At 66.6% G+C, this 25,104-nt stretch carries 23 protein-coding genes; 17 read left to right on the top strand and 6 right to left on the bottom strand.

Annotation, left to right across the window (positions count from 1 at the left end; translation table 11 throughout):
• The first annotated feature begins 7 nt into the window (after window positions 1-7).
• From tssF to HWX08_RS07305, 4 genes are read left to right on the top strand one after another with little or no spacing between them, the layout of a single operon-like run.
• Window positions 8-1,822, top strand: a complete 1,815-nt coding sequence (gene tssF / locus HWX08_RS07320; RefSeq protein WP_174921227.1) for a type VI secretion system baseplate subunit TssF — start codon at window positions 8-10, stop codon at window positions 1,820-1,822.
• Window positions 1,819-2,943, top strand: coding sequence for a type VI secretion system baseplate subunit TssG (gene tssG / locus HWX08_RS07315; RefSeq protein WP_244122682.1), 1,125 nt, complete (start codon window positions 1,819-1,821; stop codon window positions 2,941-2,943). The genes tssF and tssG overlap by 4 nt, the downstream gene beginning before the upstream one ends.
• Window positions 2,944-2,956: 13 nt before the next feature.
• Complete coding sequence (gene tssJ / locus HWX08_RS07310) at window positions 2,957-3,475, top strand: type VI secretion system lipoprotein TssJ (protein WP_174921225.1); 519 nt, start codon at window positions 2,957-2,959, stop codon at window positions 3,473-3,475.
• A complete protein-coding gene (locus HWX08_RS07305; RefSeq protein WP_174921224.1) occupies window positions 3,472-4,236 on the top strand; it encodes a hypothetical protein in 765 nt (254 codons plus the stop codon). Before tssJ ends, HWX08_RS07305 begins: the two co-directional genes overlap by 4 nt.
• Before the next feature lie 90 nt (window positions 4,237-4,326).
• Here the strand turns inward: HWX08_RS07305 and catC are convergent, their stop codons facing one another.
• The 3 genes from catC to HWX08_RS07290 are packed head-to-tail and all read right to left on the bottom strand — an operon-like array spanning window position 4,327 to window position 6,728.
• On the bottom strand, window positions 4,327-4,617 hold the full coding sequence (catC, locus tag HWX08_RS07300) for a muconolactone Delta-isomerase (protein WP_174921223.1): 291 nt from the start codon (window positions 4,615-4,617) through the stop codon (window positions 4,327-4,329).
• A gap of 43 nt (window positions 4,618-4,660) precedes the next feature.
• Entirely contained in the window at window positions 4,661-5,563 is a 903-nt protein-coding gene (gene catA / locus HWX08_RS07295) for a catechol 1,2-dioxygenase (protein ID WP_174921222.1), read from the bottom strand.
• A gap of 31 nt (window positions 5,564-5,594) precedes the next feature.
• The gene (locus HWX08_RS07290; RefSeq protein WP_107310225.1) at window positions 5,595-6,728 is read right to left on the bottom strand and encodes a muconate/chloromuconate family cycloisomerase; all 1,134 of its coding nucleotides are present in this window, start codon (window positions 6,726-6,728) and stop codon (window positions 5,595-5,597) included.
• Between the two features lie 91 nt (window positions 6,729-6,819).
• Between HWX08_RS07290 and HWX08_RS07285 the strand changes: the two genes are divergently transcribed.
• A complete protein-coding gene (locus HWX08_RS07285) occupies window positions 6,820-7,710 on the top strand; it encodes a LysR family transcriptional regulator (protein ID WP_174921221.1) in 891 nt (296 codons plus the stop codon).
• Between the two features lie 150 nt (window positions 7,711-7,860).
• Here the strand turns inward: HWX08_RS07285 and andR are convergent, their stop codons facing one another.
• Entirely contained in the window at window positions 7,861-8,820 is a 960-nt protein-coding gene (andR, locus tag HWX08_RS07280) for an anthranilate 1,2-dioxygenase regulatory protein AndR (RefSeq protein ID WP_069259383.1), read from the bottom strand.
• Between the two features lie 212 nt (window positions 8,821-9,032).
• Between andR and andAc the strand changes: the two genes are divergently transcribed.
• From andAc to HWX08_RS07255, 5 genes are all read left to right on the top strand, one after another.
• On the top strand, window positions 9,033-10,304 hold the full coding sequence (andAc, locus tag HWX08_RS07275) for an anthranilate 1,2-dioxygenase large subunit AndAc (protein ID WP_174921220.1): 1,272 nt from the start codon (window positions 9,033-9,035) through the stop codon (window positions 10,302-10,304).
• Between the two features lie 15 nt (window positions 10,305-10,319).
• Entirely contained in the window at window positions 10,320-10,796 is a 477-nt protein-coding gene (gene andAd, locus HWX08_RS07270) for an anthranilate 1,2-dioxygenase small subunit AndAd (RefSeq protein ID WP_006490977.1), read from the top strand.
• 21 nt (window positions 10,797-10,817) lie between these two features.
• Entirely contained in the window at window positions 10,818-11,144 is a 327-nt protein-coding gene (andAb, locus tag HWX08_RS07265; protein ID WP_006479527.1) for an anthranilate 1,2-dioxygenase ferredoxin subunit AndAb, read from the top strand.
• Entirely contained in the window at window positions 11,134-12,354 is a 1,221-nt protein-coding gene (gene andAa, locus HWX08_RS07260; protein WP_174921219.1) for an anthranilate 1,2-dioxygenase system ferredoxin--NAD(+) reductase, read from the top strand. The genes andAb and andAa overlap by 11 nt, the downstream gene beginning before the upstream one ends.
• 140 nt (window positions 12,355-12,494) lie before the next feature.
• Complete coding sequence (locus HWX08_RS07255; protein WP_174921218.1) at window positions 12,495-13,781, top strand: DUF445 domain-containing protein; 1,287 nt, start codon at window positions 12,495-12,497, stop codon at window positions 13,779-13,781.
• 48 nt (window positions 13,782-13,829) lie between these two features.
• Here HWX08_RS07255 and HWX08_RS07250 read toward each other — a convergent pair whose 3' ends face one another.
• Together HWX08_RS07250 and HWX08_RS07245 are read right to left on the bottom strand one after the other, a co-directional pair.
• Window positions 13,830-14,129 (bottom strand): addiction module antidote protein, encoded by a 300-nt coding sequence (locus HWX08_RS07250; RefSeq protein ID WP_021157290.1) that lies wholly within the window; start codon window positions 14,127-14,129, stop codon window positions 13,830-13,832.
• Window positions 14,130-14,132: 3 nt separating this feature from the next.
• Window positions 14,133-14,471: a type II toxin-antitoxin system RelE/ParE family toxin gene (locus HWX08_RS07245; protein ID WP_069259387.1), complete on the bottom strand. Its 339-nt coding sequence runs from the start codon at window positions 14,469-14,471 to the stop codon at window positions 14,133-14,135.
• 329 nt (window positions 14,472-14,800) lie between these two features.
• On the opposite strand from HWX08_RS07245, the gene HWX08_RS07240 reads away from it, so the two are divergent.
• The 7 genes from HWX08_RS07240 to HWX08_RS07210 all read left to right on the top strand — a co-directional run bounded on the left by HWX08_RS07240 (window position 14,801) and on the right by HWX08_RS07210 (window position 25,076).
• Window positions 14,801-16,441: an acetolactate synthase large subunit gene (locus tag HWX08_RS07240; RefSeq protein ID WP_069259388.1), complete on the top strand. Its 1,641-nt coding sequence runs from the start codon at window positions 14,801-14,803 to the stop codon at window positions 16,439-16,441.
• 27 nt (window positions 16,442-16,468) lie between these two features.
• Window positions 16,469-17,902, top strand: coding sequence for an aldehyde dehydrogenase family protein (locus HWX08_RS07235; protein ID WP_069259389.1), 1,434 nt, complete (start codon window positions 16,469-16,471; stop codon window positions 17,900-17,902).
• Between the two features lie 244 nt (window positions 17,903-18,146).
• A complete protein-coding gene (locus tag HWX08_RS07230) occupies window positions 18,147-19,730 on the top strand; it encodes a Na+/H+ antiporter (protein WP_174921217.1) in 1,584 nt (527 codons plus the stop codon).
• Between the two features lie 491 nt (window positions 19,731-20,221).
• Window positions 20,222-21,355, top strand: a complete 1,134-nt coding sequence (locus tag HWX08_RS07225; RefSeq protein WP_069259391.1) for a hybrid sensor histidine kinase/response regulator — start codon at window positions 20,222-20,224, stop codon at window positions 21,353-21,355.
• Window positions 21,356-21,478: 123 nt separating this feature from the next.
• Window positions 21,479-23,155 carry a methyl-accepting chemotaxis protein gene (locus tag HWX08_RS07220; RefSeq protein WP_069259392.1) on the top strand — a complete coding sequence of 559 codons (1,677 nt, stop codon included), beginning with the start codon at window positions 21,479-21,481 and terminating at the stop codon, window positions 23,153-23,155.
• Window positions 23,152-23,664 carry a chemotaxis protein CheW gene (locus HWX08_RS07215; protein ID WP_069259393.1) on the top strand — a complete coding sequence of 171 codons (513 nt, stop codon included), beginning with the start codon at window positions 23,152-23,154 and terminating at the stop codon, window positions 23,662-23,664. Before HWX08_RS07220 ends, HWX08_RS07215 begins: the two co-directional genes overlap by 4 nt.
• Window positions 23,661-25,076 (top strand): CheR family methyltransferase, encoded by a 1,416-nt coding sequence (locus HWX08_RS07210; protein ID WP_174921216.1) that lies wholly within the window; start codon window positions 23,661-23,663, stop codon window positions 25,074-25,076. Before HWX08_RS07215 ends, HWX08_RS07210 begins: the two co-directional genes overlap by 4 nt.
• Window positions 25,077-25,104: the final 28 nt, after the last annotated feature.

Below are 25,104 nucleotides of genomic sequence, written 5' to 3'. Positions count from 1 at the left end.
GATTCTCATGGACAAAAACGATCCCATCCTGCGCTACTACGAAGCGGAAATGCGCTACCTGCGTGAATCCGGCAAGGAATTCGCGAAGGCGCATCCCGACCGTGCGCGCCTGCTCAATCTCGACCGTGTCGGCGATCGCGATCCGTACGTCGAACGTCTGTTCGAAGGTTTTGCGTTCCTGACCGGCAGGCTTCGCCAAAAACTCGACGACGAGTTGCCCGAACTCACCGAAGGGCTCGTCAGCCTGTTGTGGCCGCACTATCTGCGGATGATTCCGTCGCTGTCGATCGTTGAGCTGACGCCAGTCGCCGAGACACTGCAGAAAACGGTAGTCGTGCCGGCCGGCGTGCCGGTGCGTTCCGCGCCGATCAACGTGCCTTCCCCGAGCGGCGCGGAAGGCGTCGCGCCGCGGACGGTGCAATGTCTGTATCGGACGACGCAGGCTGTCGCGCTGCAGCCGATCTCGATCACGCATGCCGGGCCGGCCGTGCGTCACGACGGCCGCTCGGTGATTCGCGTCGGCTTCGCGTTGCAAGGATCGGCGCTGCGCAAGGAGACGGATCTGTCGCGGCTGAGGCTGCACCTGAACGCCGATCTGCCGACCGCTTTCGCGATGCATCTCGCGTTGACGCGCCAGGTCGATTCGATTCATTGGCGCGTTCCGGAAATACGCGATGGCGAATCCGTGCCGCTCCCGGGCGTCACGATCGAGCCGGCGGGATTTTCGACGGAAGAGCGGCTGTGGCCCAAAGCCGATGCGGCGTTTTCCGGATATCAGCTGCTGCTCGAATACTTCACGTTCCGCGAAAAATTCCTGTTCGTCGATTTGTGTGGACTGGAGGTCACGAAGCTGCCCGAGAAATCGACCCGCTTCGAACTCGAGATCGTTTTGAAGGCAGCTTACCCGTCGGATCAGCGGTTCAACGTCGATAACGTTCGACTGTTCTGTTCGCCGGTGATCAACCTGTTCGAACTGGATGCCGAGCCGATCGAGATCGACCATCACGAAACCGAATATCGCGTGGTGCCGGCCGGTCATCAGGGCGAGCATGTCGAAACGTATTCGGTCGATGCGATCGCGACGTTCGACCACGATACGGCCGAGCGATACGAATACGTGCCGTTTGCGACGTTCCGGCACCGCGGCGGCATGCTGCGGCACGAAGCGCCGGAACGCTATTTCCACACACGTGTGCGCTCGGGCGTGTCGGGGCTGCACGAAATGTGGGTGATTCTCGGCGGTCATGCGTGGGAAACGATGGATACGCTTCCCGAGGAAAGCCTGTCGCTGCGCGTGACGGGCACGAACGGGCTGCTGCCGCGCAAGGGCTTGCGCGAAGCGAGCCTCGACGAACTCGCGGCCAGCACGCCGAACGTCGCGGGTGTACGCAATCTCGTCTCGCCGACGTTGCCGCTGTATCCGCCGACGGAAGATCGCTTCCAGTGGCGCGTGCTCTCGCATCTCGCGCCGAACTTCCTGTCGATGATGAATGCGGAAGTGCTGCGCGGCGCGTTGGCGCTGTACGACTGGACGAACGAGGAACTGAACCGGCGTCGGCTTGCCGGCATCCTGCATGTATCGCAGGAAATGATCGAGGAGGTGTCGGGCGGGGCGGTCGAGCGCGGCGTGCTGATCGAGGTCACGCTCGATACCCATGCGTTCTCCGGTGAAGGCGACGTGATGCTGTTCGGCGAACTGCTGCACCGATTCTTCGGTGCGTATGCGGAAATCAATCTGTTCACGAAGCTGGCGATCGTCAGCCTGCCGTCCCGGTCGCGGACGGAATGGTCGCGCAGCAAGGCACAGCGGGCACCGCTATGAGCGCGTCGATCGGTCGGGCGAGTAACGAAATCACCGTGTCAAACGGCCTGCCGCCCGTGGCCGCAAGACTGTTCGAACGCGCACCGAAGATGACTTTCATGCAGTTCTGCCGTCTGCTGGAGGCATGTGCGCCCGAACGTCCCGGGCTCGGCACGCGCGACACGCCGGAGCACGAGCCGGTGCGGTTCCGGCCGCGTCCGCGGTTGGGGTTTCCGGCGGCCGAGGTGGCCGCTGTCGAATTCGACGACGAGCACATGGATGCACCTCCGACCGTGCGTACGACTTTCATGGGGCTCTACGGTGTCGATGCGGCCATGCCGTCGCACACGATCGACGAGATCGCGTTGCGGGAAGAGGGACATCAGGCGGTCGAGGCGTTTCTCGATCCGTTCAATCACCGCGCGGCAACGCTGCTGTATCGCGCATGGAAGAAATACCGCTACGCGGAGCGCTTTCGGGCCGGCGGTATCGACGATTATTCGCAGAGCCTGCTGTGTCTGGCGGGATTCGGCTGGGGTGACAAGCCGTCGCGGGCGGGCTTGCCGGATTCGCGGATGCTGGCGTTGCTGGGGTTGTTGATCCAGCGCACGCGTACGTCCGAAGGGCTGGCCGGCGTGGTGGCGCTTGCGGCGCCGGGGGCCGATGTTCGTGTCGACGAGTTCTGGGCCGTAACGACGAACACCGGCCGACCGACGCCGTTGACGTCGGCGAAGCCGGATGCGGAAGCGCTGTCGGACGGGCAGCGCCACGGGCTCGGTGGCGGCTATGTGCTCGGCAGGCGTCTTGCGTATCGCAGCCGGGCCGTGTGTTTGACGGTGCGACCGGCCGATGCGCAACAGGCTCAGGATTTGTTGCCGGGCGCATGGCTGCATCGGGAGGTGATGGCATTCATCCGGCTGTATGTCGGCACCAAGGCCGACGTGCATTTGCGGATGAGCGTGTCGACACGGTTCGTTCCGCTCCCGACCGTCGGCGTCGAACGTCGCGATCCCGCGCCGCGCCTTGGCTGGACGACGGTGTTGCCGTCAATCGACGACCGCCTGATCGATATCGCGCTCGGCGTGTGCGAGGCGTTTCCCGCACCCGGCCCCAACCCGCAACTCGCGTCGCACGCAACCTGATTCCGGAGTGTCCATGTTCCATCGAGTAAGTGCGGCGACCGCTGCCGCCGTATTGCTGCTGTCAGGGTGTGGTGCCTGGCAGTCGGTGTCGGACGCGTCGTCGAATGCGTATCGCGCCGTATTTTTCAAGCAGGTGAAGGTGCTTGACGTCGATTTGACTGCGCGCGCGGCGTTGAACCCGGACGATGCGGGCCGACCGACATCGGTTGCCGTTCGTGTCTATCAGTTGAAGGATCGCAAGTTGTTCGACGCTGCGTCGTATGAGGATCTGCTGAAGAACGATCGGGCCGTGCTGGCTCAGGATCTGCAGGCCGATATGTCGGCTGTTGTAAACCCCGGCGCTTCGTCGAGCTTGTCTCAACCGATGCAACGCGAGACGGCGTATGTGGCGATCGTTGCGTTGTATCGCGCCCCCGGAGCCGCCGGAGACTGGAGACGAGTTATCGAGAAAAAGAAGCTTGATCCGGATAAGCCTTTACGCCTCGACCTGACGTCGAGCAGATTACAGATGATGGAGGACATGCCTAAGTGAAAGTCGCGCAATCTATTCTGAGTGGGAGCAAGCCCTTCGGGTTCTCTAAACAGCTAGGACTGGCAATTTGGCTTGGCGCCATCGTGTCCGTTCGCGTGGCGGCTCAAGATGTACCGTCCCCACTCATCGTGCCGCTCGCTGGAAAGCCCGAAGACTTTGTTCCAAAGGGCTGGAAGCTCGAATTTCAGACGAAGGGCGATCTGAACGGCGATGGCCGCGACGACCTTGCGCTGGTTCTGCGTGACAATGATCCCGCGAACGTGATATCTGATGACGGCATGTGCGAGAGTCCGTTCGACGCGAATCCGCGCATCCTTGTCGTCGCCTTTGCACAGCCAGATGGGCAGTACGCTCTCGCGCTGCGAAACGAAACGCTGATACCGACCCGGGAATCACCGTGTCTGGCGGATGCCTTGGAAGAGGGGAACGTGAGCATCGACCGGGGTACGTTGCAGGTCAGGCTGGGTCGCTTTGCCAGCGCTGGGAGTTGGGAAATGGGATCGACCACCTATACGTTTCGGTGGCAGGATCGGAATTTCATGCTGATCGGCTATGACAACTTCTCCGTGATGCGTAATACGGGCGCCGTGCGTACGCTCAGTGTGAACTACTCGACGGGCAAGGCCAAAATGTCGATCGGGCGTGTATCCGACGACCGCGAACGCACTCGATGGGTAAAGCTGCACGCGCCGCGTCGCTGGACGCTCGACCAAGTCGGCGATGGGTTCGAATTCGCCCAGTCGTTGCCGACAGTCGAATAGTCGTTCATGCAGGTTTGCGTAGCGCCACCGCGACACCATGTCTCGCGGCTCATGCCGCCGGATACCCGGCAGCATGAGCCGCTGCCGGATTCACCGATCGTCGTCCCGAATGGAAGAAGGATGCCGGCACAGCGCCCGCACTTCCATCTCCATATACGGAAACAGCGGCAACTGGCTGAGCAGGTCATGCAGCTGCTGCACGCTTTGCACATCGAAGATGCTGACGTTCGCATACTGCCCGGCGATCCGCCACAGATGCCGCCAGGTGCCTTCGTTCATCAGCCTTTGGCACATCGCCTTTTCCTCGGCCTTCAGCGTGGCCGCCTTGACCGGGTCCATGTCCGTCGGCAGACGGACGGTCATTTCCACATGAAACAGCATCCTGTACTCCTTGCGTTGTCGATTCGTCGAACGGAAAGGCCGCTCAAGCCTGCGCGCGGGCACGCTCGACTTCGCTCGCCGGCACGTCCTGCTTTTCCTTGAGCAGCGAGAAATCGAAGTCGATCAGCGCGAACTGCCCGTCGACGCCATACGGTTTGCCTTCCGCGCCTTCGGCCTGCTTCACCGGCGGGATCAGCCCGTCGCGCGTCGCGAACGCGAAGTCGTCCCACAGATGCGGATCGCCGTCGATGTTGATCTGCGTCGTCAGCTTACGATAACCGTCCGCCGAAACGAAGAAGTGAATGTGCGCCGGACGATGCCCGTGGCGGCCGAGCTGGTCGAGCAGTTGCTCGGTCTTGCTGCCCGGCGGCACGCTGTAGCCGACCGGCAGCACGCTGCGGAAGCTGTAGCGGCCGTCGGCATCGGTGCGGATCGAGCGGCGCAGGTTGAACGCGGGCTGCGATTGATCGAAATACGAGTAGTTGCCGAGATGGTTCGCGTGCCACACCTCGACCAGTGCGTTCGCGAGCGGCACGCCGTCCTGGCCGAGCACCTGGCCGCGCATGATCAGCGTCTGGCCCGGATCGGTGCCGTCGTCGAGGCGCGCATGGCCGACCGACTCCGGCGCGCCGGCGACATACAGCGGCCCTTCGATCGTGCGCGGCGTGCCGCCCTGGATGCCGGCCTTTTCCTCGGCTTCGTCCATGCGCACGTCGAGGAAGCGCTCGAGGCCAAGGCCCGCGGCGATCAGCCCGAATTCGCGGCCGGCTTCGTTCAGGAAGTTCAGGGCCGTCCAGAATTCGCTCGGCTGCACGTCGAAGTCCTCGATCGTGTAGCAGATGTCCTTCACGATCCGGTTGACGATCGCGCGCACGCGCGGGTTGCCCGGCTTTTCGGCGGCGTCGTCGAAGGTCTTCAGCAGTGCATCGATGGCTTGCTTGTCCATGTGTGTCTCCGTTTTCGGTTGTCCTGTGGGGTCAGCGGGCGTCGCGTCGCATCCGTTCGATGCGGGCCCAGTCGAAGGTGATGCCGAGGCCGGGCGTCGCCGGCAGGTGCAGCTTGAAATCCGCGTAGCGCAGCGGCTCGACGAGGATTTCCTCGGTGAGCAGCAACGGGCCGAACAGCTCGGTGCCCCATTTCAGCGAGTCGAACGTGCTGAACAGTTGCGCGGACGCCATCGTGCCGGCCGCACCCTCGAGCATCGTGCCGCCGTACAGTTCGATGCCGGCCGCCGCCGCGATCGATGCCACGCTCGCCGCGCCCTGCAGGCCGCCCGACTGCGCGATCTTCACCGCGAACACGTCGGCCGCGCGATCCTGCGCGAGCGCGAACGCATCGACGGGGCCGTGCAGCGCCTCGTCGGCCATGATCGGCACGTGCGCGAGCTGCGTGAGGCGCTTCAGCCCCGCGCGATTGGTCGCGGCGATCGGTTGCTCGACGAGGCTCACGCCGGCTTCCGCCAGGCGCGCACCGGCCCAGATCGCGTCGGTCTCGCTCCATGCCTGGTTTACGTCGACGCGCACGTCGCCGCGATCGCCGAGCGCACGCTTGATCGCAATCACGTGAGCGACGTCGTCGGCGACCGCGTTCGAACCGATCTTCAACTTGAATGCGCGATGGCGGCGCGCATCGAGCATCGCCTCGGCTTCCGCGATGTCGCGTTGCGTGTCGCCGCTCGCGAGCGTCCATGCGACATCGACCGCGTCGGTCCGGCGGCCGCCGAACAGTTCCGACAGCGGCACGCCGAGGCGGCGCGCCTGCGCATCGAACAGCGCGGTCTCGATCGCGCACTTCGCGAAACGGTTGCCCTGGAACAGCTTGCGGGCACGCGCGAGCGCGGCACCCGGGCGCGTCGCGTCCATGCCCTGCAGCAGCGGCGCGAAGTAGGTGTCGATGTTGACCTTGATGCTTTCCGGGCTCTCCTCGCCGTACGCGAGGCCGCCGATGGTCGTCGCTTCGCCGACGCCTTCGATACCGTCCGTGCATCGAACGCGGACCAGCACGAGGGTCTGGCAGTTCATCGTGGCGACCGACAATTTGTGGGGCCTGATCGTCGGCACGTCGACGAGCAGCGTGTCGATGCGTTCGATGGTGGCGGCAGTTGCTATCATGCGATTCCTCCTGTTGGTGCACATGGTAGGAATTCCCGCCCCGCGTCGTCCAACACTCTTTCCGACTACTTCCATACCTTTGAGGCATGAAATGGAATTGCGTCAGCTCCGCTACTTCATCGCCGTCGCCGAGGAAATGAACATCACGCGGGCGGCCGAGCGGTTGCACATGACGCAGCCGCCGCTGAGCCGCCAGCTCCAGGCGATCGAGGACGAGATCGGGTTGCCGCTGTTCGAGCGCGGGGCGCGGCCGCTGAAGCTGACCGATGCGGGGCGCGTGTTCTATGCGCAGGCGAAGCGTCTGGCCGACCAGGCCGACGAACTCGGCCCGCTCACGCGGCGGCTCGCGCAGCTGTCGGAGCGGATCGTGATCGGTTTCGTGCCGTCGACGTTGTACGGCGCGCTGCCGGACGTGATCCGCGCGTTTCGCGAGGCGCAGCCGGACGTCGAGCTGTCGCTGATCGAAATGTTCACGCTCGAACAGCTCGGCGCGCTGAAGGGCGGGCGGATCGACGTGGGGTTCGGCCGGCTGCGCTTCGACGACGACCAGCTGGTGCGCGAGGCGCTGATCGAGGAGAAGCTGATTGCGGCGCTGCCGGTCGGGCATCCGCTCGCCGATCCGGGCCGGCCGCTGACGCTCGCGGATATCGCGAACGAGACATTGATCGTCTATCCGAGCACGCCGCGGCCGAGCTTCGCCGATCAGCAGCTGTCCGCGCTGCGCGACGGCGCGCTGGTGCCGGCGGCCGTTCACGAAGTGCGCGAGCTGCAGACGGCGCTCGGGCTCGTGGCCGCGCAGGTCGGCGTGTCGCTGGTGCCGGAGAGCGTGGAAGGCGTGCGCGTGAAGGGGGTTGTCTATCGACGGTTGCCGGAGCCGGCCGCGACGTCGCCGATCATCATGAGCCGCCGGCTGCACGGCGAAAGCGCGGCGACGGCCGCGTTTTGCGCGATTGCGCGAGAGATGATCGCCGCGGCGGGGTGACTCGGCGTTGATTCCATAAATCGCAACTAACTGTCATTTTCGGCATCCGCTGCCGAATGTGGAAAAGGGCGGCGCGATGCCGTGCCGGCGCTTGCCACACGACCGGCAAGTCGTCGCGTGGAAGCGTCCGGCCCGCCGCCTTGACAACGATTACCGCTGCCCGTCGAGCGTCTCCGACGGCGATTCGCCGAACTTCTCCCGATACGCGATCGCGAACCGTCCAAGGTGCGTAAACCCGCAATCGAGCGCGACATCGGCGATCCGCCGGCCGGACGCCGCGCCGCGCAGCAACTCGCGCGCATGGTCGAGCCGTGTCGCACGCAGGTATTGCATCGGGCTCATCCCGCGGAACTGCAGGAACGCGTCGCGCAGCGTGCGTTCCGGCACGTTGGCGGCCTGAACGATATCGGCGAGCTGCAGCGACTGCGCGTAGTGCGCGTTCACGAACTCCTGCGCGCGGCGCACGAAGCCCGGCGCCGGGTCGCGGTGCGACGCCCGCAGCACGGACGGCGGATGGCCCTCGATCAGCAGGTCGATCAGCAAGTGCTCGAGCTGCGACGCCACACGCGGGTTCGCATTCGCGCGTTCGAGCAGTTCAGGCGAGCGTGCGACCAGCATCAACTGCTGGCGCCACGCGGCGAGTGCGGCGTCGCTGACGTGCAGCACGGGGTCGAGCGTCGCACGCGGGTCGCCGGTCAGCGAACCGACGGTCGCCGCGTCGATGCGCAGCACGAACTGCTCGCAATCGGCCGACAGCACCGCGTCGAAGCGCTCGCCGGGTGCGCACAGCACGCCGGTCTGGCCGTCCACGCCGAGCTGCCGCCCCATCGCGCGCACCTCGGCCTGGCCGGACAGGCAGAACATCAGCAGGTAATAGCCGTCGACCGCGTCGACCTGTACGCGCATCGCGTCGCCGAACGCGATCGTGCCCATTCCGAGCCCGCCGAGCCGGACGAAATCCATGTGCGATGCGCCCCGGCCGCGGCCGCCCGGCAGCAGCGCATGCGGCTGCATCACGCGCGAGATCCGCTCGCGCGTCTCGTCGAGATCGCGGGACTCGAACAGCCGGTGCGCGCGCAGCGCGAGCGGCTCGAACGACGTTGGGGACATGGGCATCGGCCTTGGAGTAGACGGCGCGCGCTTCGATCCGATCAATGGGTCTCGATCGTGCGCCGGTCGCGTGTGCCGTCATGCTAGCGCAGAAATCCGCCGAAAGTGGATATTGCGCCGCCGCAATCGCACTTTCCGGATAGACGGCGAATATTAGCTTTTCAAAAATCGGCTCCATGCAATCAACGAAACGGAACCACAAGGAGTCCGACATGGAGCAGACTGAATCGCCCGTCGTTTTCGCCGAGCGCGGCGACGCATCCGACGTGAGCTTTCCGCACGACGACGGCTCGCGCGTGCCGTACCAGGTGTTCAGCTCGCGTGCGGTCTACGATCGCGAGCAGGAGCGCATCTTCCGCGGGCCGACGTGGAACTTCGTCGCGCTCGAAGCGGAAATCCCGAACGCCGGCGACTTCAAGAGCACGTTCGTCGGCGACACGCCGGTGGTCGTCACGCGCACCGAGGACGGCACGCTTTCCGCATGGGTGAACCGCTGCGCACACCGCGGCGCGCAGGTGTGCCGCAAGTCGCGCGGCAACGCGAGCTCGCATACGTGCGTGTATCACCAGTGGAGCTTCGACAACGCGGGCAACCTGCTCGGCGTGCCGTTCCGGCGCGGCCAGAAGGGGATGACCGGGATGCCGGCCGACTTCGACCCGAAGCAGCACGGGCTGCGCAAGCTGCGCGTCGACAGCTATCGCGGGCTCGTGTTCGCGACGTTCAGCGACGAGGTCGCGCCGCTGCCCGAGTATCTCGGCGATCAGATGCGCCCGTGGATCGACCGGATCTTCCACAAGCCGATCGAGTATCTCGGCTGCACGCGCCAGTATTCGAAGTCGAACTGGAAGCTGTACATGGAGAACGTGAAGGACCCGTATCACGCGAGCATGCTGCACCTGTTCCATACGACCTTCAACATCTTCCGCGTCGGGATGAAGGCGCGCTCGATTCCCGATGCGAACCACGGGCTGCACAGCATCATCACGGTGACGAAGACGGGCGACGACACGTCGGCCGCGTACAAGCAGCAGAACATCCGTTCGTTCGACGAGGGCTTCCATCTGGAAGACGAATCGATCCTCGATCTCGTTTCCGAATACGACGAGGACTGCACGAACCATATCCAGCCGATCTTCCCGCAGCTCGTGATCCAGCAGATCCACAACACGCTGGTCGCACGCCAGATCCTGCCGAAAGGCCCCGACAACTTCGAACTGATCTTCCACTTCTTCGGCTACGCGGACGACACGCCCGAACTGCGCGCGCTGCGCATCAAGCAGGCGAACCTCGTCGGGCCGGCCGGCTACATCTCGATGGAAGACACGGAAGCGACCGAGCTCGTCCAGCGCGGCACGGTGCGCGATGCCGATGCGACGTCGGTGATCGAGATGTCGCGTGGCAATCCGGACCAGCAGGACACGGTGATCACCGAAAGCCTGATCCGCAAGTTCTGGGTCGGCTACCAGAAGCTGATGGGCTATTGAGGCGGGAGCGAAAAAATGACGGAAGACATGAAGACGTGGTTCGAGATTTACATGCTCCAGAACCGCTATATCGGCCACCTCGACAACGACCGGCTCGAACACTGGCCGGAAATGTTCACCGAGGACTGCACGTATGAAATCGTGCCGAAGGAGAACGCCGATCTCGGGCTGCCGGTCGGGATCGTCCACTGCACGAACCAGCGGATGCTGCGCGACCGCGTGGTGTCGCTGCGGCACGCGAACATCTACGAAGAGCATACGTACCGGCACATGACGTCGGGGCTGACGATCGTCGCGGAGCGCGACGGCGAGATCGACACCGAAAGCAACTACGTGGTCGTGCAGACGCGCAGCAACGGCGAGTCGAACGTGTACCAGGCCGGCAAGTATTACGACACGGTCGTGCGCACGCCGGACGGGTTGCGTTACAAGACCAAGCGCGTGATCTACGACACGTCGCGCGTGCAGACGCTGCTTGCCACCCCGATCTGATGCAAAAAGCAAGGAAACGACATGACTGAAGCAACGCTTGCCGAATGGCATCCGCTCGGCGCTTTCGACGAATTCTCCGAAGACGAACCGGCGGCGCGCGTCGCCGGCCAGAAGCCGATCGCCGTGTTCCGGATCGGCGACGAACTGTTCGCGATGCATGACCTCTGCACGCACGGCCATGCGCGGCTGTCCGAAGGCTACGTGGAGGACGGCTGCGTCGAATGCCCGCTGCACCAGGGGCTGATCGACATTCGCACCGGCGCGCCGAAATGCGCGCCGATCACGGAGCCGGTGCGGACCTATCCGATCCGCATCGTCGACGGGCAGGTGGAAGTCAATGTCGGCTGACCCGTTCGTGATCGTCGGCGCCGGCCATGCGGCGCGGCGTACGGCCGAAGCGCTGCGCGAGCGCCGCGCCGATGCGCGCATCGTGATGATCGGCGCGGAGCGCGAGCTGCCGTACGATCGGCCCGCGCTGTCGAAGGATGCGCTGCTGACGGACGGCGGCGAGCAGCGTGCGTTCGTGCGCGACGCGGCGTGGTACGACGCGCAGCGCGTCGAGCTGCGGCTCGGCACGCGTGTCGATGCGATCGAGCGCGATGCGCAGCGCGTGCGGCTCGACGACGGCACGACATTGCCCTATGCGCGGCTCGTGCTCGCGACGGGGTCGCGCGTACGCACGTTCGGCGGCGAGATCGACGCGGGCGTCACGCCGCACTACGTCCGCACCGTCGACGATGCGCGTGCGTTGCGTGCGCAACTTGCTGCGGGCCGTCGCGTGGCGGTGCTCGGCGCCGGTTTCATCGGACTCGAAGTGGCGGCCGCGGCGCGGCAGCTCGGCTGCGACGTGACGGTGATCGACCCGGCCGCGCGTTTGCTGCAGCGTGCGCTGCCGGAAGTCGTCGGCACGTATGCGCGGCAACTGCACGATGCACGCGGTGTGCGTTTCCACACGGCGACTTTGCCGCGCGCGATCCGTCGCGCTCCGGACGGCGGCGCGGTCGTCGAGACCGATCGCGGCGACGTGCCGGCCGACCTCGTCGTGGTCGGCATCGGCGTGGTGCCGAATGTCGAGCTTGCGCAGGCGGCCGGACTCGATGTCGACAACGGGATACGTGTCGATGCGGGCTGCCGCACGGTCGATCCGGCAATTTTCGCGGCGGGCGAGGTGACGATGCACTTCAATCCGCTGCTCGGGCGTCACGTGCGGATCGAGTCGTGGCAGGTGGCCGAAAACCAGCCGGCCGTCGCGGCCGCGAACCTGCTCGGCGGCAATGAAACGTATGGCGAGCTGCCGTGGCTGTGGTCCGATCAATACGACTGCAACCTGCAGATGCTCGGGCTGTTCGGCAGCGAGCGCACGATCGTCGTGCGTGGCGATCCGGCGAGCGGGCCGTTCACGGTGTTCGGGCTGGGCGACGACGGCAGGATCGTCGCGGTGGCCGCGGTGAACCTCGGGCGCGACATCGGCGCGTCGCGCCGGCTGATCGCGGCGGGGGCAGTGCCGGACCCGGTGAAGCTTGCGGATCCGGGGGTGAACCTGAAGACGTTCATGTAGCAGGCGCGCGGTCGTCCGGCCCGGCATGCGCCAGCGATGCCGACCGGCGCCGTGCCGCCCGCACGACGGGTGTGGCAATGTTTGTCGGCAGCACCGCAACCGGTGCATATTAGCGGCATCGTTCGCCCGACCGGTTGCCCATGACGCCAGACAAATCCCTCGAACTGAAACGCAGCAAGCGCCGCGCGCTGTGGCTGCTGCTGGCCGCCGTCGCGCTGTTCGTCACGACGATCCTGCTGCCGCGCGGCCCGTGGGTCGACGGCTTCAAGGCCGTGGCCGAAGCCGCGATGGTCGGCGCGCTCGCCGACTGGTTCGCGGTCGTCGCGCTGTTTCGCCGCGTGCCGATCCCGTTCGTGTCGCGCCATACCGAAATCATCCCGAAGAACAAGGACAAGATCGCCGACAACCTCGCGGTGTTCGTGCGCGAGAAGTTCCTCGGCCCCGACGCGCTCGCCGCGCAGATCCGCCAGCACGATCCCGCGCGGAAGCTCGGCGCATGGCTCGGCGAGCCGGCGAACACCGACGCGCTCGGCGGCTACGTGACGAAGCTGATGAGCTTCGCGCTCGACATGACCGATGACGCGCGGATCCAGTCGTTCGTCCACGACGCGTTTCGCGCGGTGATCGGCCGGGTCGACCTGTCGCAGTCGGCCGGCGCGATCCTCGACACGCTGACGAAGGACGGCCGCCACCAGGCGCTGCTCGACGACGCGATCGAACAGGTGGTCGACGTGCTCGACAAGGAGGAGAACCGCGAGGTGATCGCGGGCTTCATCGTCGAATGGCTGAAGACGCAGTACCCGAAGGTCGAGAAGATCATGCCGACGCAGTGGTTCGGCGAGAACGGCGCGCGGATGCTCGCGAGCGCGGTGAGCCGCGTGCTCGAAGGCGTGGCCGCCGACCCCGGGCACGAGCTGCGGCAGCGCTTCGACCGGACGGTCGTGCGTTTGACCGAGCGGCTGAAGCACGATCCCGTGTTCATCGAGAAGGGCGAAGAGATCAAGCGCTATATCCGCGACGGCGCCGCGTTCAACGAGTATGCGCGCGACTTGTGGGACCAGTTGCGCGCGTGGCTGAAGGCCGATCTCGCGCGCCCCGATTCGGCGCTGCACCGGCAGGCCGCGACGCTCGGCGGCTGGCTCGGCGCGCGGCTGGCGGAGAGTCCGGCATTGCGTGCGTCGCTGAACGAGCACGTCGAGAAGGCCGTGCACGAGATGGCGCCGGATTTCGCGGATTTTCTGATGCGCCACATCCGCGACACGGTGCGCAACTGGGATGCGCGCGAGATGTCGCGGCAGATCGAGCTGAACATCGGCAAGGATCTGCAATACATCCGCATCAACGGCACGCTGGTGGGCGGGCTGATCGGGCTCGGGCTGTACCTCGTGTCGCTCGTGCCGCGCTGGGCGGCCGGCTGGCTGCACTGACGCGGCCACGGGCATCGCACCGCGGGTGCGACGGGCCGCGCCCGCGGATCATGCGTGCGCTTTCGCGCCGTGCAGTTGCAGGCCGAGCGCCTTGATGACCTTCAGGATCGTGCCGAAGCTCGGGTTGCCGTCGTGCGACAGCGCCTTGTACAGCCCTTCGCGCGACAGGCCCGCATCGCGCGCGACCTGCGACATGCCGCGTGCGCGCGCGATCACGCCGAGCGCGTGCGCGATGAAGGCTGGATCGTCGCCGGCTTCCTGCAGGCACGCTTCGAAGTAGTCGGCCATGTCGTCTTCGGTTTTCAGATGGTCGGCCGAATCCCACGGCCGGGTGCTGATCTTGTCCATCGGTTACTCCATGTCGAGATGCGCGAGCATTGCGTGCGCGGCGCGGATGTCGGCCTGTTGCGTCGATTTATCGCCGCCGCAGAGCAGGATGACCCAGATCGTTGCGCGCCGGACGTAGTAGACGCGATAGCCGGGGCCGTGGTCGATCCGCATCTCGACGACCGGCGACCCGGCGGACTTCCAGTCGCCCGGATTGCCCATCGACAGGCGGTCGATGCGTGCCTGGATGCGGCGCTTCGCGACGCGATCCGGCAGGCCGGCAAACCAGGTGTCGAAGACGTCGGTGGTCCGGACGCTGAACGTAGGGGCACTGTAGGGCAAGGATGGCAATGTGTCAACCATGGTTCACATGTTCGGTGAGTTGAATTCCGTTGCCTCCACAGTAGGGCCGCGCGCTTCGCGTGCGTGCCGAATGGCCGTTCGGCCGAAGTCGGGATCTTCGTAATCCGTCTACAATCAAAAATGTCTTTGCCGCCCGTGCGCGCCTGCCGCGCGCGGGCGGGTCCGTTTGTCCTCCGTATCCGGGGGCGCCGCCGCGCGTCGCATGTCGCCCGGCGGGCAGTGCCGTGGTCAGTGTCCAGTAGGTAAAGCGTCCGCGTGCCGTAGGCCGGCGCGCGTTCTGAACGCCGCGTGTCCGTAGGCCGGGCAGGCGGCATCAACCGAGAGTCCCCATGAAAGCATCGGATCTGTTCGTGAAGGCGCTGGAAGCCGAAGGCGTCGAGTACGTGTTCGGCATTCCCGGCGAAGAAAACCTCGATCTGCTCGAATCGCTGCGGCGATCGAAGATCAAGCTCGTGCTGACCCGGCACGAGCAGGCGGCCGGGTTCATGGCCGCCACCTACGGCCGCCTGACGGGCCGCACCGGCGTGTGCCTGTCCACGCTCGGGCCCGGCGCGACGAACTTCGTCACGGCCGCCGCGTATGCGCAGCTCGGCGGGATGCCGATGCTGATGATCACCGGGCAGAAGCCGATCAAGTCCAGCAAGCAGGGCCACTTCCAGATCGTCGACGTGGTCGACATGATGCAGCCGCTCACGAAGTTTACGCGGCAGATCGTGTCGATCGGCAACATCCCGTCGGCCGTGCGCGAGGCGTTCCGTCGCGCGGAGGAAGAGCGCCCGGGCGCCGCGCACCTCGAACTGCCGGAAGACATCGCGCACGAGGAGGGCGACGGCAAGCCGATCCCGCGCAGCTACAGCCGGCGGCCGGTGGCCGAGGAAAAGGCGGTCGCGCACGCGGTCGCCGCGATCCAGGCCGCGCGCCATCCGCTGCTGATGATCGGCGCGGGCGGCAACCGCAAGACCACCTGCAAGATGCTGCTCGAATTCGTCGACAAAACCGGCATCCCGTTCTTCACGACGCAGATGGGCAAGGGCGTGATCGACGAGACGCACCCGCTGTGGCTCGGCAACGCGACGCTGTCCGACGGCGATTTCGTGCACCGCGCGATCGAGCATGCGGACTGCATCATCAACGTCGGCCACGACGTGATCGAGAAGCCGCCGTTCTTCATGCGCACCGACGACAAGACGGTGATCCACGTGAACTTCCTCGGCGCGCAGGTCGACCCCGTCTACTTCCCGCAGATCGAGGTGGTCGGCGACATCGCGAACGCGGTGTGGCAGATGAAGGAGGCGCTCGCGCCGCAGCCGCACTGGGATTTCGCGCGCTTCACGATGATCAAGGAGCATTTCGACGCCCATCTGGAGAAGGGCCAGCACGATCCGCGCTTCCCGATGTACCCGGTGCGGATCGTCAACGATCTGTACAACGCACTGCCGGTCGACGGCATCGTCTGCCTCGACAACGGGATGTACAAGATCTGGTTCGCGCGCTACTGGCGCGCGCACGAGCCGAATTCGCTGCTGCTCGACAACGCGCTCGCGTCGATGGGCGCGGGCCTGCCGTCGGCGATCGCGACGAAGATCGTGCATCCGCAGCGCAAGGTGATCGCCGTGTGCGGCGACGGCGGTTTCATGATGAATTCGCAGGAGCTCGAAACGGCCGTGCGGCTGAAGCTCGACCTCGTCGTGATGATCCTGCGCGACGACGCGTTCGGGATGATCCGCTGGAAGCAGGAGAACATGAACTTCCCCGATTACGCGATGACGCTGCAGAACCCCGATTTCGTGTCGTACGCGCAAAGCTACGGCGCGCACGGGCATCGGGTCGAATCGGCGGACGATCTCGAACCGCTGCTGCGCGAGTGCTTCACGACGCCGGGCGTGCACGTGATCGACGTGCCGATCGACTACTCGGACAACGAGCGTGTGCTGAACCGCGAGATCAAGCGCCTGTCGGCGCAACTCTGAATCCCGTTCACAGGAAGGAGCCGTTCCATGTTGAAGGAAAGCTATCCGTACTACCTCGCCAACGAAGCCGTCTACGCGAACACCGATCTGGAAGTGACGGACAAGTTCAGCGGCAAGGTCGCCACCCGCGTCGCGCTGGCCGACGCGAAGGCGATCGACGCAGCGATCGGCGCGGCGGTCGACGCCGCGAAGCCGATGCGCGAGCTGCCGGCCTACAAGCGGCAGGCCGTGCTCGATCATTGCGTCGCGCGCTTTCGCGAGCGCTTCGACGAGCTGGCCGAGGCGCTGTGCATCGAGGCCGGCAAGCCGATCAACGATTCGAAGGGCGAAGTCACGCGGCTGATCGACACGTTCCGCGTGGCGGCCGAGGAATCGGTGCGCATCGACGGCGAGATCGTCAACCTCGAGATCTCCGCGCGGGCGCAGGGCTATTCGGGCTACACGAAGCGCGTGCCGATCGGCCCGTGCTCGTTCATTTCGCCGTTCAACTTCCCGCTGAATCTCGCCGCGCACAAGGTCGCGCCCGCGCTGGCCGCCGGCTGTCCGTTCGTGCTGAAACCCGCGAGCCGCACGCCGATCGGCGCGCTGATCATCGGCGAGGTGCTCGCGGAAACCGACCTGCCGAAGGGCGCGTTCTCGGTGCTGCCCGCGCATCGCGACGGCGCGGACCTGTTCACGACCGACGAGCGTTTCAAGCTGCTGTCGTTCACGGGCTCGCCGGCCGTCGGCTGGGCGTTGAAGGAGAAGGCCGGCAAGAAGAAAGTCGTGCTGGAGCTCGGCGGCAACGCGGCGGCGATCGTCGACGCCGACCAGCGCGCGCAGCTCGATTACGTGGTCGAGCGTCTCGCGTTCGGCGCGTACTACCAGTCGGGCCAGAGCTGCATCGGCGTGCAGCGGATTCTCGTGCATGCCGATCTGTACGACGCGCTGCGCGAGAAGCTGATCGCGAAGACGCGTTCCCTGAAGATGGGCGATCCGAAGGACCCGTCGACGTTCGTCGGCCCGATGATCTCCGAATCCGAATCGCGCCGGCTGTCGGGCTGGATGGACGCGGCCGTCGCGGCGGGCGCGAAGATCGTCGCGGGCGGCAAGGTCGACGGTGCGATGTTCGAGGCGACGCTGCTGGAAAACGTCGGCCGCGAGCAGGACCTGTACCGGAAGGAGGCGTTCGGCCCGGTCGCGATCCTCGAGAAGTTCGACCGCTTCGACGATGCGCTCGCGCGCGTGAACGACAGCGACTTCGGGCTGCAGGCCGGCGTGTTCACCGATTCGCTCACGCATGCGCAGCGTGCATGGGACGAACTGGAAGTCGGCGGCGTCGTGATCAACGACGTACCGTCGTTTCGCGTCGACAACATGCCGTACGGCGGCGTGAAGGATTCGGGCCTCGGCCGCGAAGGCATCCGCTACGCGATCGAGGACATGACCGAGCCGCGGCTGATGGTCGTGCGGCGCCGGTAACGCGCAAGCCGGGCAGCGCGGCGCCGACGCGGCACGCGGGCGGGCGATCGGGCCGGCCCGCGTGCCGTTTTTCATGGCGGCGCGTGCAACGGGCCGGCGCCGCCGTGGCATCGCGGCGCGCCGCGCACGGCGGGTTGCCCGATCGCGCTCGACTGCGGGCCTCGCCTCGTGATGTAATCGCGCGAAACTGCCGACCGGGGTACGACACCGGAACGCGCGAATTCATTCTTCACGAGGTCGATTCATGTCTCCCGTCTCGGCATTCAAGCTGGTTTTGCTGTCATTCCTTGCGATCGTCGCGCTCGAATGCATCGCCAAGCGGCTGCGGCTGCCGCCCGCGGCCGCGCTGCTGATCGGCGGCATCGGCATCGCGTTCATTCCCGGCCTGCCGCCGATCAATCTCGATCCCGAACTGGTGCTGCTGGTGTTCCTGCCGCCGCTGCTGATGGACGGCGCGTATTTCTCGGTGTGGGAGGAGTTCAAGCGCAACGTCGGCGGCATCCTGCTGCTCGCGATCGGCGCGGTCGTGTTCACGACGTTCGCGGTCGGCTTCGCCGTGCATTGGGTGGCGCCGTCGCTGCCGTGGGCCGCCTGCTTCGCGCTCGGCGCGATCGTGTCGCCGCCCGACGCCGTCGCGGCGAAGGCGGTGCTCGAACGCGTCGCGCTGCCGCGCCGGCTGATGGTGTTGCTCGAAGGCGAGAGCCTGCTGAACGATGCGGCGGGCCTCGTGCTGTTCCGCTTCGCGGTCGCGGCCGCGCTTACCGGTGCGTTCAGCCTCGAACACGCGGTGGTGCGCTTCGCGGAGCTCGGGCTCGGCGGCGTGGTGATCGGCTTCGTGGTCGGCAAGCTCGTCGTGTGGTTCCTGAAGCAACTCGACGACGACTATCTCGTGATCACCGTCGCGGTGATCGCCGGCTGGATCGCCTATATCGCCGGCGAAATGGTCGAGGTGTCCGGCGTGATCGCCACCGTCACGGCCGGCATGATCGTCGGCTGGCATCAGCACGAGGTGTTCTCTGCGGCCGTGCGCACGCGGGGCACCGCGTTCTGGCAGGTGATCGTGTTCCTGCTCGAAGCGATGGTGTTCGTGCTGATCGGGCTGTCGCTGCGCGGCGCGATTCACCGGCTCGGCGGCTTCGAGCAGGTGCTCGCGACGATGGTGCCGCCCACGGTCGCGGTGCTGGCGGCGGTGATCGCGTCGCGCTTCGTGTGGATCTATGCGGTCGAGGCGCTGAAGTGGCCGGTGCGCGGGATCGCGCGGCGCGGCGAAGCGCCGGACTGGAAGGCCGCGACGATCATGAGCTGGGCCGGGATGCGCGGCGTCGTCACGCTGGCGATCGCGTTGTCGCTGCCGGAGGCGATGCCCGGTCGCGACGTGATCCTGGTCGCGTCGTTCGCGGTGATCCTCGTCACCGTGCTGCTGCAGGGCACCACGATCGGGCCGCTGATCCGGCTGCTGCGCCTGCCGCAGCGCGACGAGCGCGCGGCGCATCACCTGACCGAGCCGCAGACGTGGGCCTACATCGAGGCCGCGCAGCTCGCGGCGATCCAGCCACTCGTGCGCGACGAGAACGGGGTCGTGATCCACCCGCGCCTGCTCGAGCAGTACACGTATCGCGCGGAGCTGACCGAGCGAAACAAGAACGAGGTCGCGTATCCGGCGGAAGTGCGTGCCGCGCACTACGACGTCGTGCTGGCCGCGATCAAGGCCGGGCGCACGGAACTGCTGCGGCTGCATCGTTCGGGCCGCATCCACGACGAGATGCTGCACGCGCTCGAACGCGACCTCGACCTGCAGGAAGTGTCCGCGCAGCACGCGCGCGGGTAAGGCCGCACCCAGCGGTCACACCGCCGTCATACCGCCATCGGGCGGCCGGCTTCGGCCGGCCCCGAAGCGCGCGGGGCGATCGTCGCCCCGGGCGCTTTTTTTTCGTCCTCCGCCAGCCGATTCGGCGCATCGCCATCCATCCCTCAATTCGGCGGGCAACGAGCCTTGCAGCGCATGCAAACCTTATGGCGCCGCTCTCGCAAACGTTACCGTCGTTCGAATCCGGAAATGATCTGATTTAACTGTTTCCGTCTGTTTCTACATATTTGGCAAAACTAAACCGGAAGGAGATACATGCTGTGTTCTAATTTCATTTAGAATCAGCCGGTTATTTTTATTGAGAGAAAGGATGCGGAGGTAATGCGACCGTCTACGGGGAAAATCGGCGGTCGAAGCTCCGCAGGGCCGTGGTGACAGGCCAGATTGGCGGAATCGGACGGGGTTTTCGACCGTCAAAATAAGATAGTGTCTAAGCCGGATAAACAACTCCCATGAAAGAATCGACTGGAGAATCGGCGTTTGAAACTGTATTTATGAACGAATCGAGCGGTGATAATGCCTCGGATTGTCTTGAATCGGGGTTGTCGGTCCTTCTCGTCGACGATCAACCGTTCGTCGGCGAGGTGATCCGTCGCGCGCTGCGCAGCGAACACGACATCGACCTGCACGTGTGCACCGATGCGCACCGGGCGATGGCGGTCGCGCGCGACGTGAAGCCGACCGTCATCCTGCAGGATCTCGTGATGCCGGAGATCGACGGCCTCGATCTCGTCCGTGCGTGGCGCGCGGACGCCGGCACCGCGCGCGTGCCGATCATCGTGCTGTCCGCGAAGGAGGAGCCGATCGTCAAGCGCGAGGCGTTCATCGCCGGCGCGAACGACTATCTGGTGAAGCTGCCCGACGCGATGGAGCTGGCCGCCCGTATCCGCTATCACTCGAATTCGTACCTGATGTCGCGGCAGCGCGACGAAGCGCTCGATTTCCTGTCGCACGACATGCGTTCGCCGCAGACCTCGATCCTCGCGCTGCTCGACGTGTACCGGGCCGAGCACGGCGAGATGCCGGCGATCATGGAGCGCATCGCCGGCCATGCGCGGCGCGCGCTCGCGCTGGCCGACGGCTTCATCCACCTGACCCGCGCGCAGTCCGAGCGGCGCGCGCACGAGGTCGTGAGTCTCAACGAGATCGTGCTCGACGCCGCCGACCAGCTGTGGGAGAAGGCGGCCGGGCTCGGCAGCCGGGTCGCGGCGAACGTGCCCGACACCGAATGCGTGACGATGGGCGACCGCATGATGCTGACGCGCGCGGTCGCGAACCTGATCGACAACGGGCTGAAGTACGGCCCGGCCGGCACGGACGTGCATTGCACGCTGAGCGGCGACGACGGCGCGTGGCTGATCGGCGTCGAGGATACCGGCGCCGGAATCGCGCCGGAGCAGCGCACGGCCGCGACCGAGTCGTTCGTGCAGCTCGAATCCGCGCATGGCGCGGCGCGCAGCGGCTTCGGCCTCGGGCTCGCGTTCGTCCGGGCGACGGCGGCGCGGCATCGCGGCCAGATCCTGATGCGCAATACGGCGCGCGGCTTCATGGTCGCGCTTCGGCTGCCGGCGCAGGCGGAGCGGTGATTTTGCGGCGCGGCCTGCCGGCGCCGCGCTGCCCGCAGACCCCGATGCGCCCGTGGCGCGCCGTCCGGCGCGCAGGCGGGTGCGGATTTTTTCAACGCTGATTTTAGAAAGCCCATAACGAACATGGCCACCGTGACGCCCCGCGCGACCAATGAAAGCCTGCATCCGACGATCGGCGCTGCCCGGCTGACGCTCGGCAATCGCATCCTGCTCAGTTTCGGCGTGCTGTTCGTGCTGATGCTGGTGACAGCCGGCGTGTCTTACGAGCGACTGCGCGCGATCAACAGCGAAGCCGTCAGCATCGAGCGCGACTCGCTGCCCGGCGTCTACCTCGCGTCGTCGCTGCGCGGTGCGGTCAACGAATCGTTCACGCTGCTGCAGCAAGCGACCTTCGTCGACACCGACCCCGAAATCGTGCAGCGCGATCTCGCGAAGATCTCCGATGCGCTGAAGGACGTCGAATCGCTGTCGACCGACTATCAGGCCACGACGTTCCGCGACGACGACCGGCAGCGCTTCGCGACGTTCCGCGGCGCGTACGACCGCTACGCGCCGCTGCTGAACGAAGCCGTGCAGAAGAGCCGCGTGTCGCACGAGGAGGCCGTCGCCGCGTACGCGAAAACGCTGCCCGCATGGACCGAGGTCGTGCGCAACGCAAACGTGCTCGTGCAGGAAAACCGCAAGTTCGCCGAGCAATCCGCGAAGCTGATCCGCGAATCCGTGCAGGACACCGAAGTCGTGCTCGCGGTCGCGGTGGCGTTCGTGCTGCTGTCCGCGCTCGGGCTCGGCTACGTGCTGTACCGTTCGGTGATGGTGCCGATGGCGCGGCTCATCGAGGTGCACGACGTCATGCGCACCGGCAACCTGACGCGGCGCCTCGACCTGCGCCGCCGCGACGAATTCGGCACGCTCGAGACGGGCTTCAACCGGATGGCCGACGAGCTGACCGAGCTCGTCGCGCGCGCGCAGCAGTCGTCGCTGCAGGTGACGACGTCGGTGGCCGAGATTGCGGCGACGTCGCGCGAGCAGCAGGCGACCGCGAACGAAACCGCGGCGACGACGACCGAGATCGGCGCGACCTCGCGCGAGATCTTCGCGACGTCGCGCGACCTGCTGCGCACGATGAACGAAGTGGCCGGCGTGGCCGATCAGTCGGCGACGCTCGCGGGCGTGAGCCAGAGCGGGCTCACGCGGATGGGCGAGACGATGCGCAGCGTGATGGACGCGGCCGGTTCGGTGAACGCGAAGCTCGCGATCCTCAACGAGAAGGCGCTGAACATCAACCAGGTGGTCGCGACGATCACCAAGGTGGCCGACCAGACCAACCTGCTGTCGCTGAACGCGGCGATCGAGGCCGAGAAGGCCGGCGAATACGGCCGCGGCTTCGCGGTCGTCGCGACCGAGATCCGCCGCCTGGCCGACCAGACGGCGGTGGCGACCTACGACATCGAGCAGACGGTGAAGGAAATCCAGTCGGCCGTGTCGGCGGGCGTGATGGGGATGGACAAGTTCTCCGAGGAAGTGCGCCGCGGGATGCTCGACGTGCAGCAGGTCGGCGGGCAGCTGTCGCAGATCATCGCCGAGGTGCAGACGCTCGCGCCGCGCTTCCAGATGGTCAACGAAGGGATGCAGACGCAGGCGAACGGCGCCGAGCAGATCACGCAGGCGCTGTCGCAGCTGTCGGAGGCCGCGCAGCAGACGGCCGAATCGCTGCGCCAGTCGTCGCAGGCGATCGACGACCTGACGCTCGTCGCGAACCAGTTGCGCACCAGCGTGTCGCGCTTCAAGGTCGACGCGTGACGCGCGCCGACACGCAGAACGGCGCGCACGCGCTGTTCCTGATGTTCGAGCTCGACGGCGAGCGCTACGCGCTCGACGCGGCCAACATCGACGAGGTGCTGCCGCTCGCGGTCACGAAGGCCGTGCCCGGCGCACCCGACTGGATCGCCGGGCTGCTGATGCGCGGCGGCCAGCCGGTGCCGGTGCTCGACGTGCCGATGCTGGCGCTCGGGCGCCGCGCGCATGCGCTGCGCTCGACGCGGCTCGTGATGGTCCGCTACCGCGTGGACGAAGCCGGCGCCGAGCGCACGCTCGGGCTGATCGTCGAGCGCGCGACGCAGACGATGCGGATCGATCGCGCGGCGTTCCGCTCGAGCGGCATCTCGACCGCGCGCACGCGCTGGCTCGGCCTCGTCGCCAACACGCCCGAAGGCGTCGTGCAGCAGGTGTCGGTATCCGACCTGGTCGACGACGTGGCGCGTCTGTATCTGTTCGACGGCCTGCCGGGCCACGGGGGAGAGTCCGCATGAAAGAGTCCGAATCGCGATTTCGCGGCTGGCTGCTGCGCGAAACCGGCATCGACCCCGATTCGCTCGGCAACGATTTCCTGACCCGCGCGCTGACGGAGCGCGTGCATGCGCTGCAGGCGGACGGCGAGCGCCTGCCGTCCGCGACGCGGCTGCCTCCGACGCAGGACGCGCTGGACGCATACTGGCAGCAGCTCAACGCGTCGGCCGACGAGCGGCGCGCGCTGATCGAGCTGTTCGTCGTGCCCGAGACCTGGTTCTTCCGCGACCGCGAGGCGTTCGCGACGCTCGCGCGGCTCGCGGCCGAACGGCTCGCCGCGCTGCCCGGCCGCGTGATCCGCGTACTGAGCGCGCCGTGCTCGACGGGCGAGGAGCCGTATTCGGCGGCGATGGCGCTGCTCGACGCCGGGTTCGATCCGGCCAGCTTCACGATCGATGCGATCGACCTCAGCGCGCGCGCGATCGAGCAGGCGCGGCTCGGCTGCTACGGGCGCAACGCATTTCGCGGCACCGCGACGGAGTTTCGCGCGCGGTATTTCACGCCGACCCGCGACGGTTGGCTGCTCGACGAGCGCGTGCGCGCGTGCGTGCAGTTCAGCCAGGAAAACCTCGTCGAGCCGGCCGCGGATACGGGCATTCGCTACGATTTCGTGTTCTGCCGCAACGTGCTGATCTACTTCGACCGGGACGCGCAGGATCGCGTGATCCGCTCGCTCGACGCGCGTCTCGCCGACGACGGCATGCTGTTCGTCGGGCCGGCCGAAACGGGCGTCGCGATGCGGCACGGGATGCGCTCGGCGCGTGTGCCGCTCGCGTTCGCGTTTCACCGCGAGCCGGCCGGCGCGGCGCTGGACGCCTACGCGGCCCGGCCGGCGGCACCGCTGTCGGCGGCGGCGCCGTACCGGCGCGCGGAGCGCTTCACGGTCGCGCCGCTCGCGGCGTCGCGTTCGGTGCTGGCGGTCACGCCGCCGGGCTGGCGCGTCGACGCGCGGCAGCCGCTCGCGGTGCCGCCGCCCGTGATGCGCGCGGCCGCATTCGACACAGGGGCCGACCTGCCGATGGCGACCGGTGCGTCCGCATCGGCCGCGCCGGCCGCGCCGGTTGCCGAAAGCGCTCCGCCGACGCTGGAAGAGGCGCAGGCGCTCGCGAATGCCGGCGCGTTCGACGAGGCCGAGCGCGTGCTCGCACAGTTTTCGGCGCGTGTCGGGCCGCATGCCGATGCGTTCTACCTGAACGGGCTGATCGCGGATGCGCGCGGCCGCGCGGCGGAAGCGGGCGACTTCTACCGGAAGGCGCTGTACCTGCGCCCCACGCACCACGAAGCGCTGACCCATCTTGCGACGCTGCTCGACGTCGGCGGCGATCGCGCGGGCGCGCAATGGCTGCTCGAGCGCGCACGGCGCTCGGCCGGCTGACGAGACTACGGGTTGGGGACGACACCGC

Source organism: Burkholderia metallica, assembly GCF_902832845.1.
Lineage (GTDB): Bacteria > Pseudomonadota > Gammaproteobacteria > Burkholderiales > Burkholderiaceae > Burkholderia > Burkholderia metallica.
Note: the sequence above shows the minus strand (reverse complement) of the source record. Positions and strands in the feature narration are given on the sequence as shown.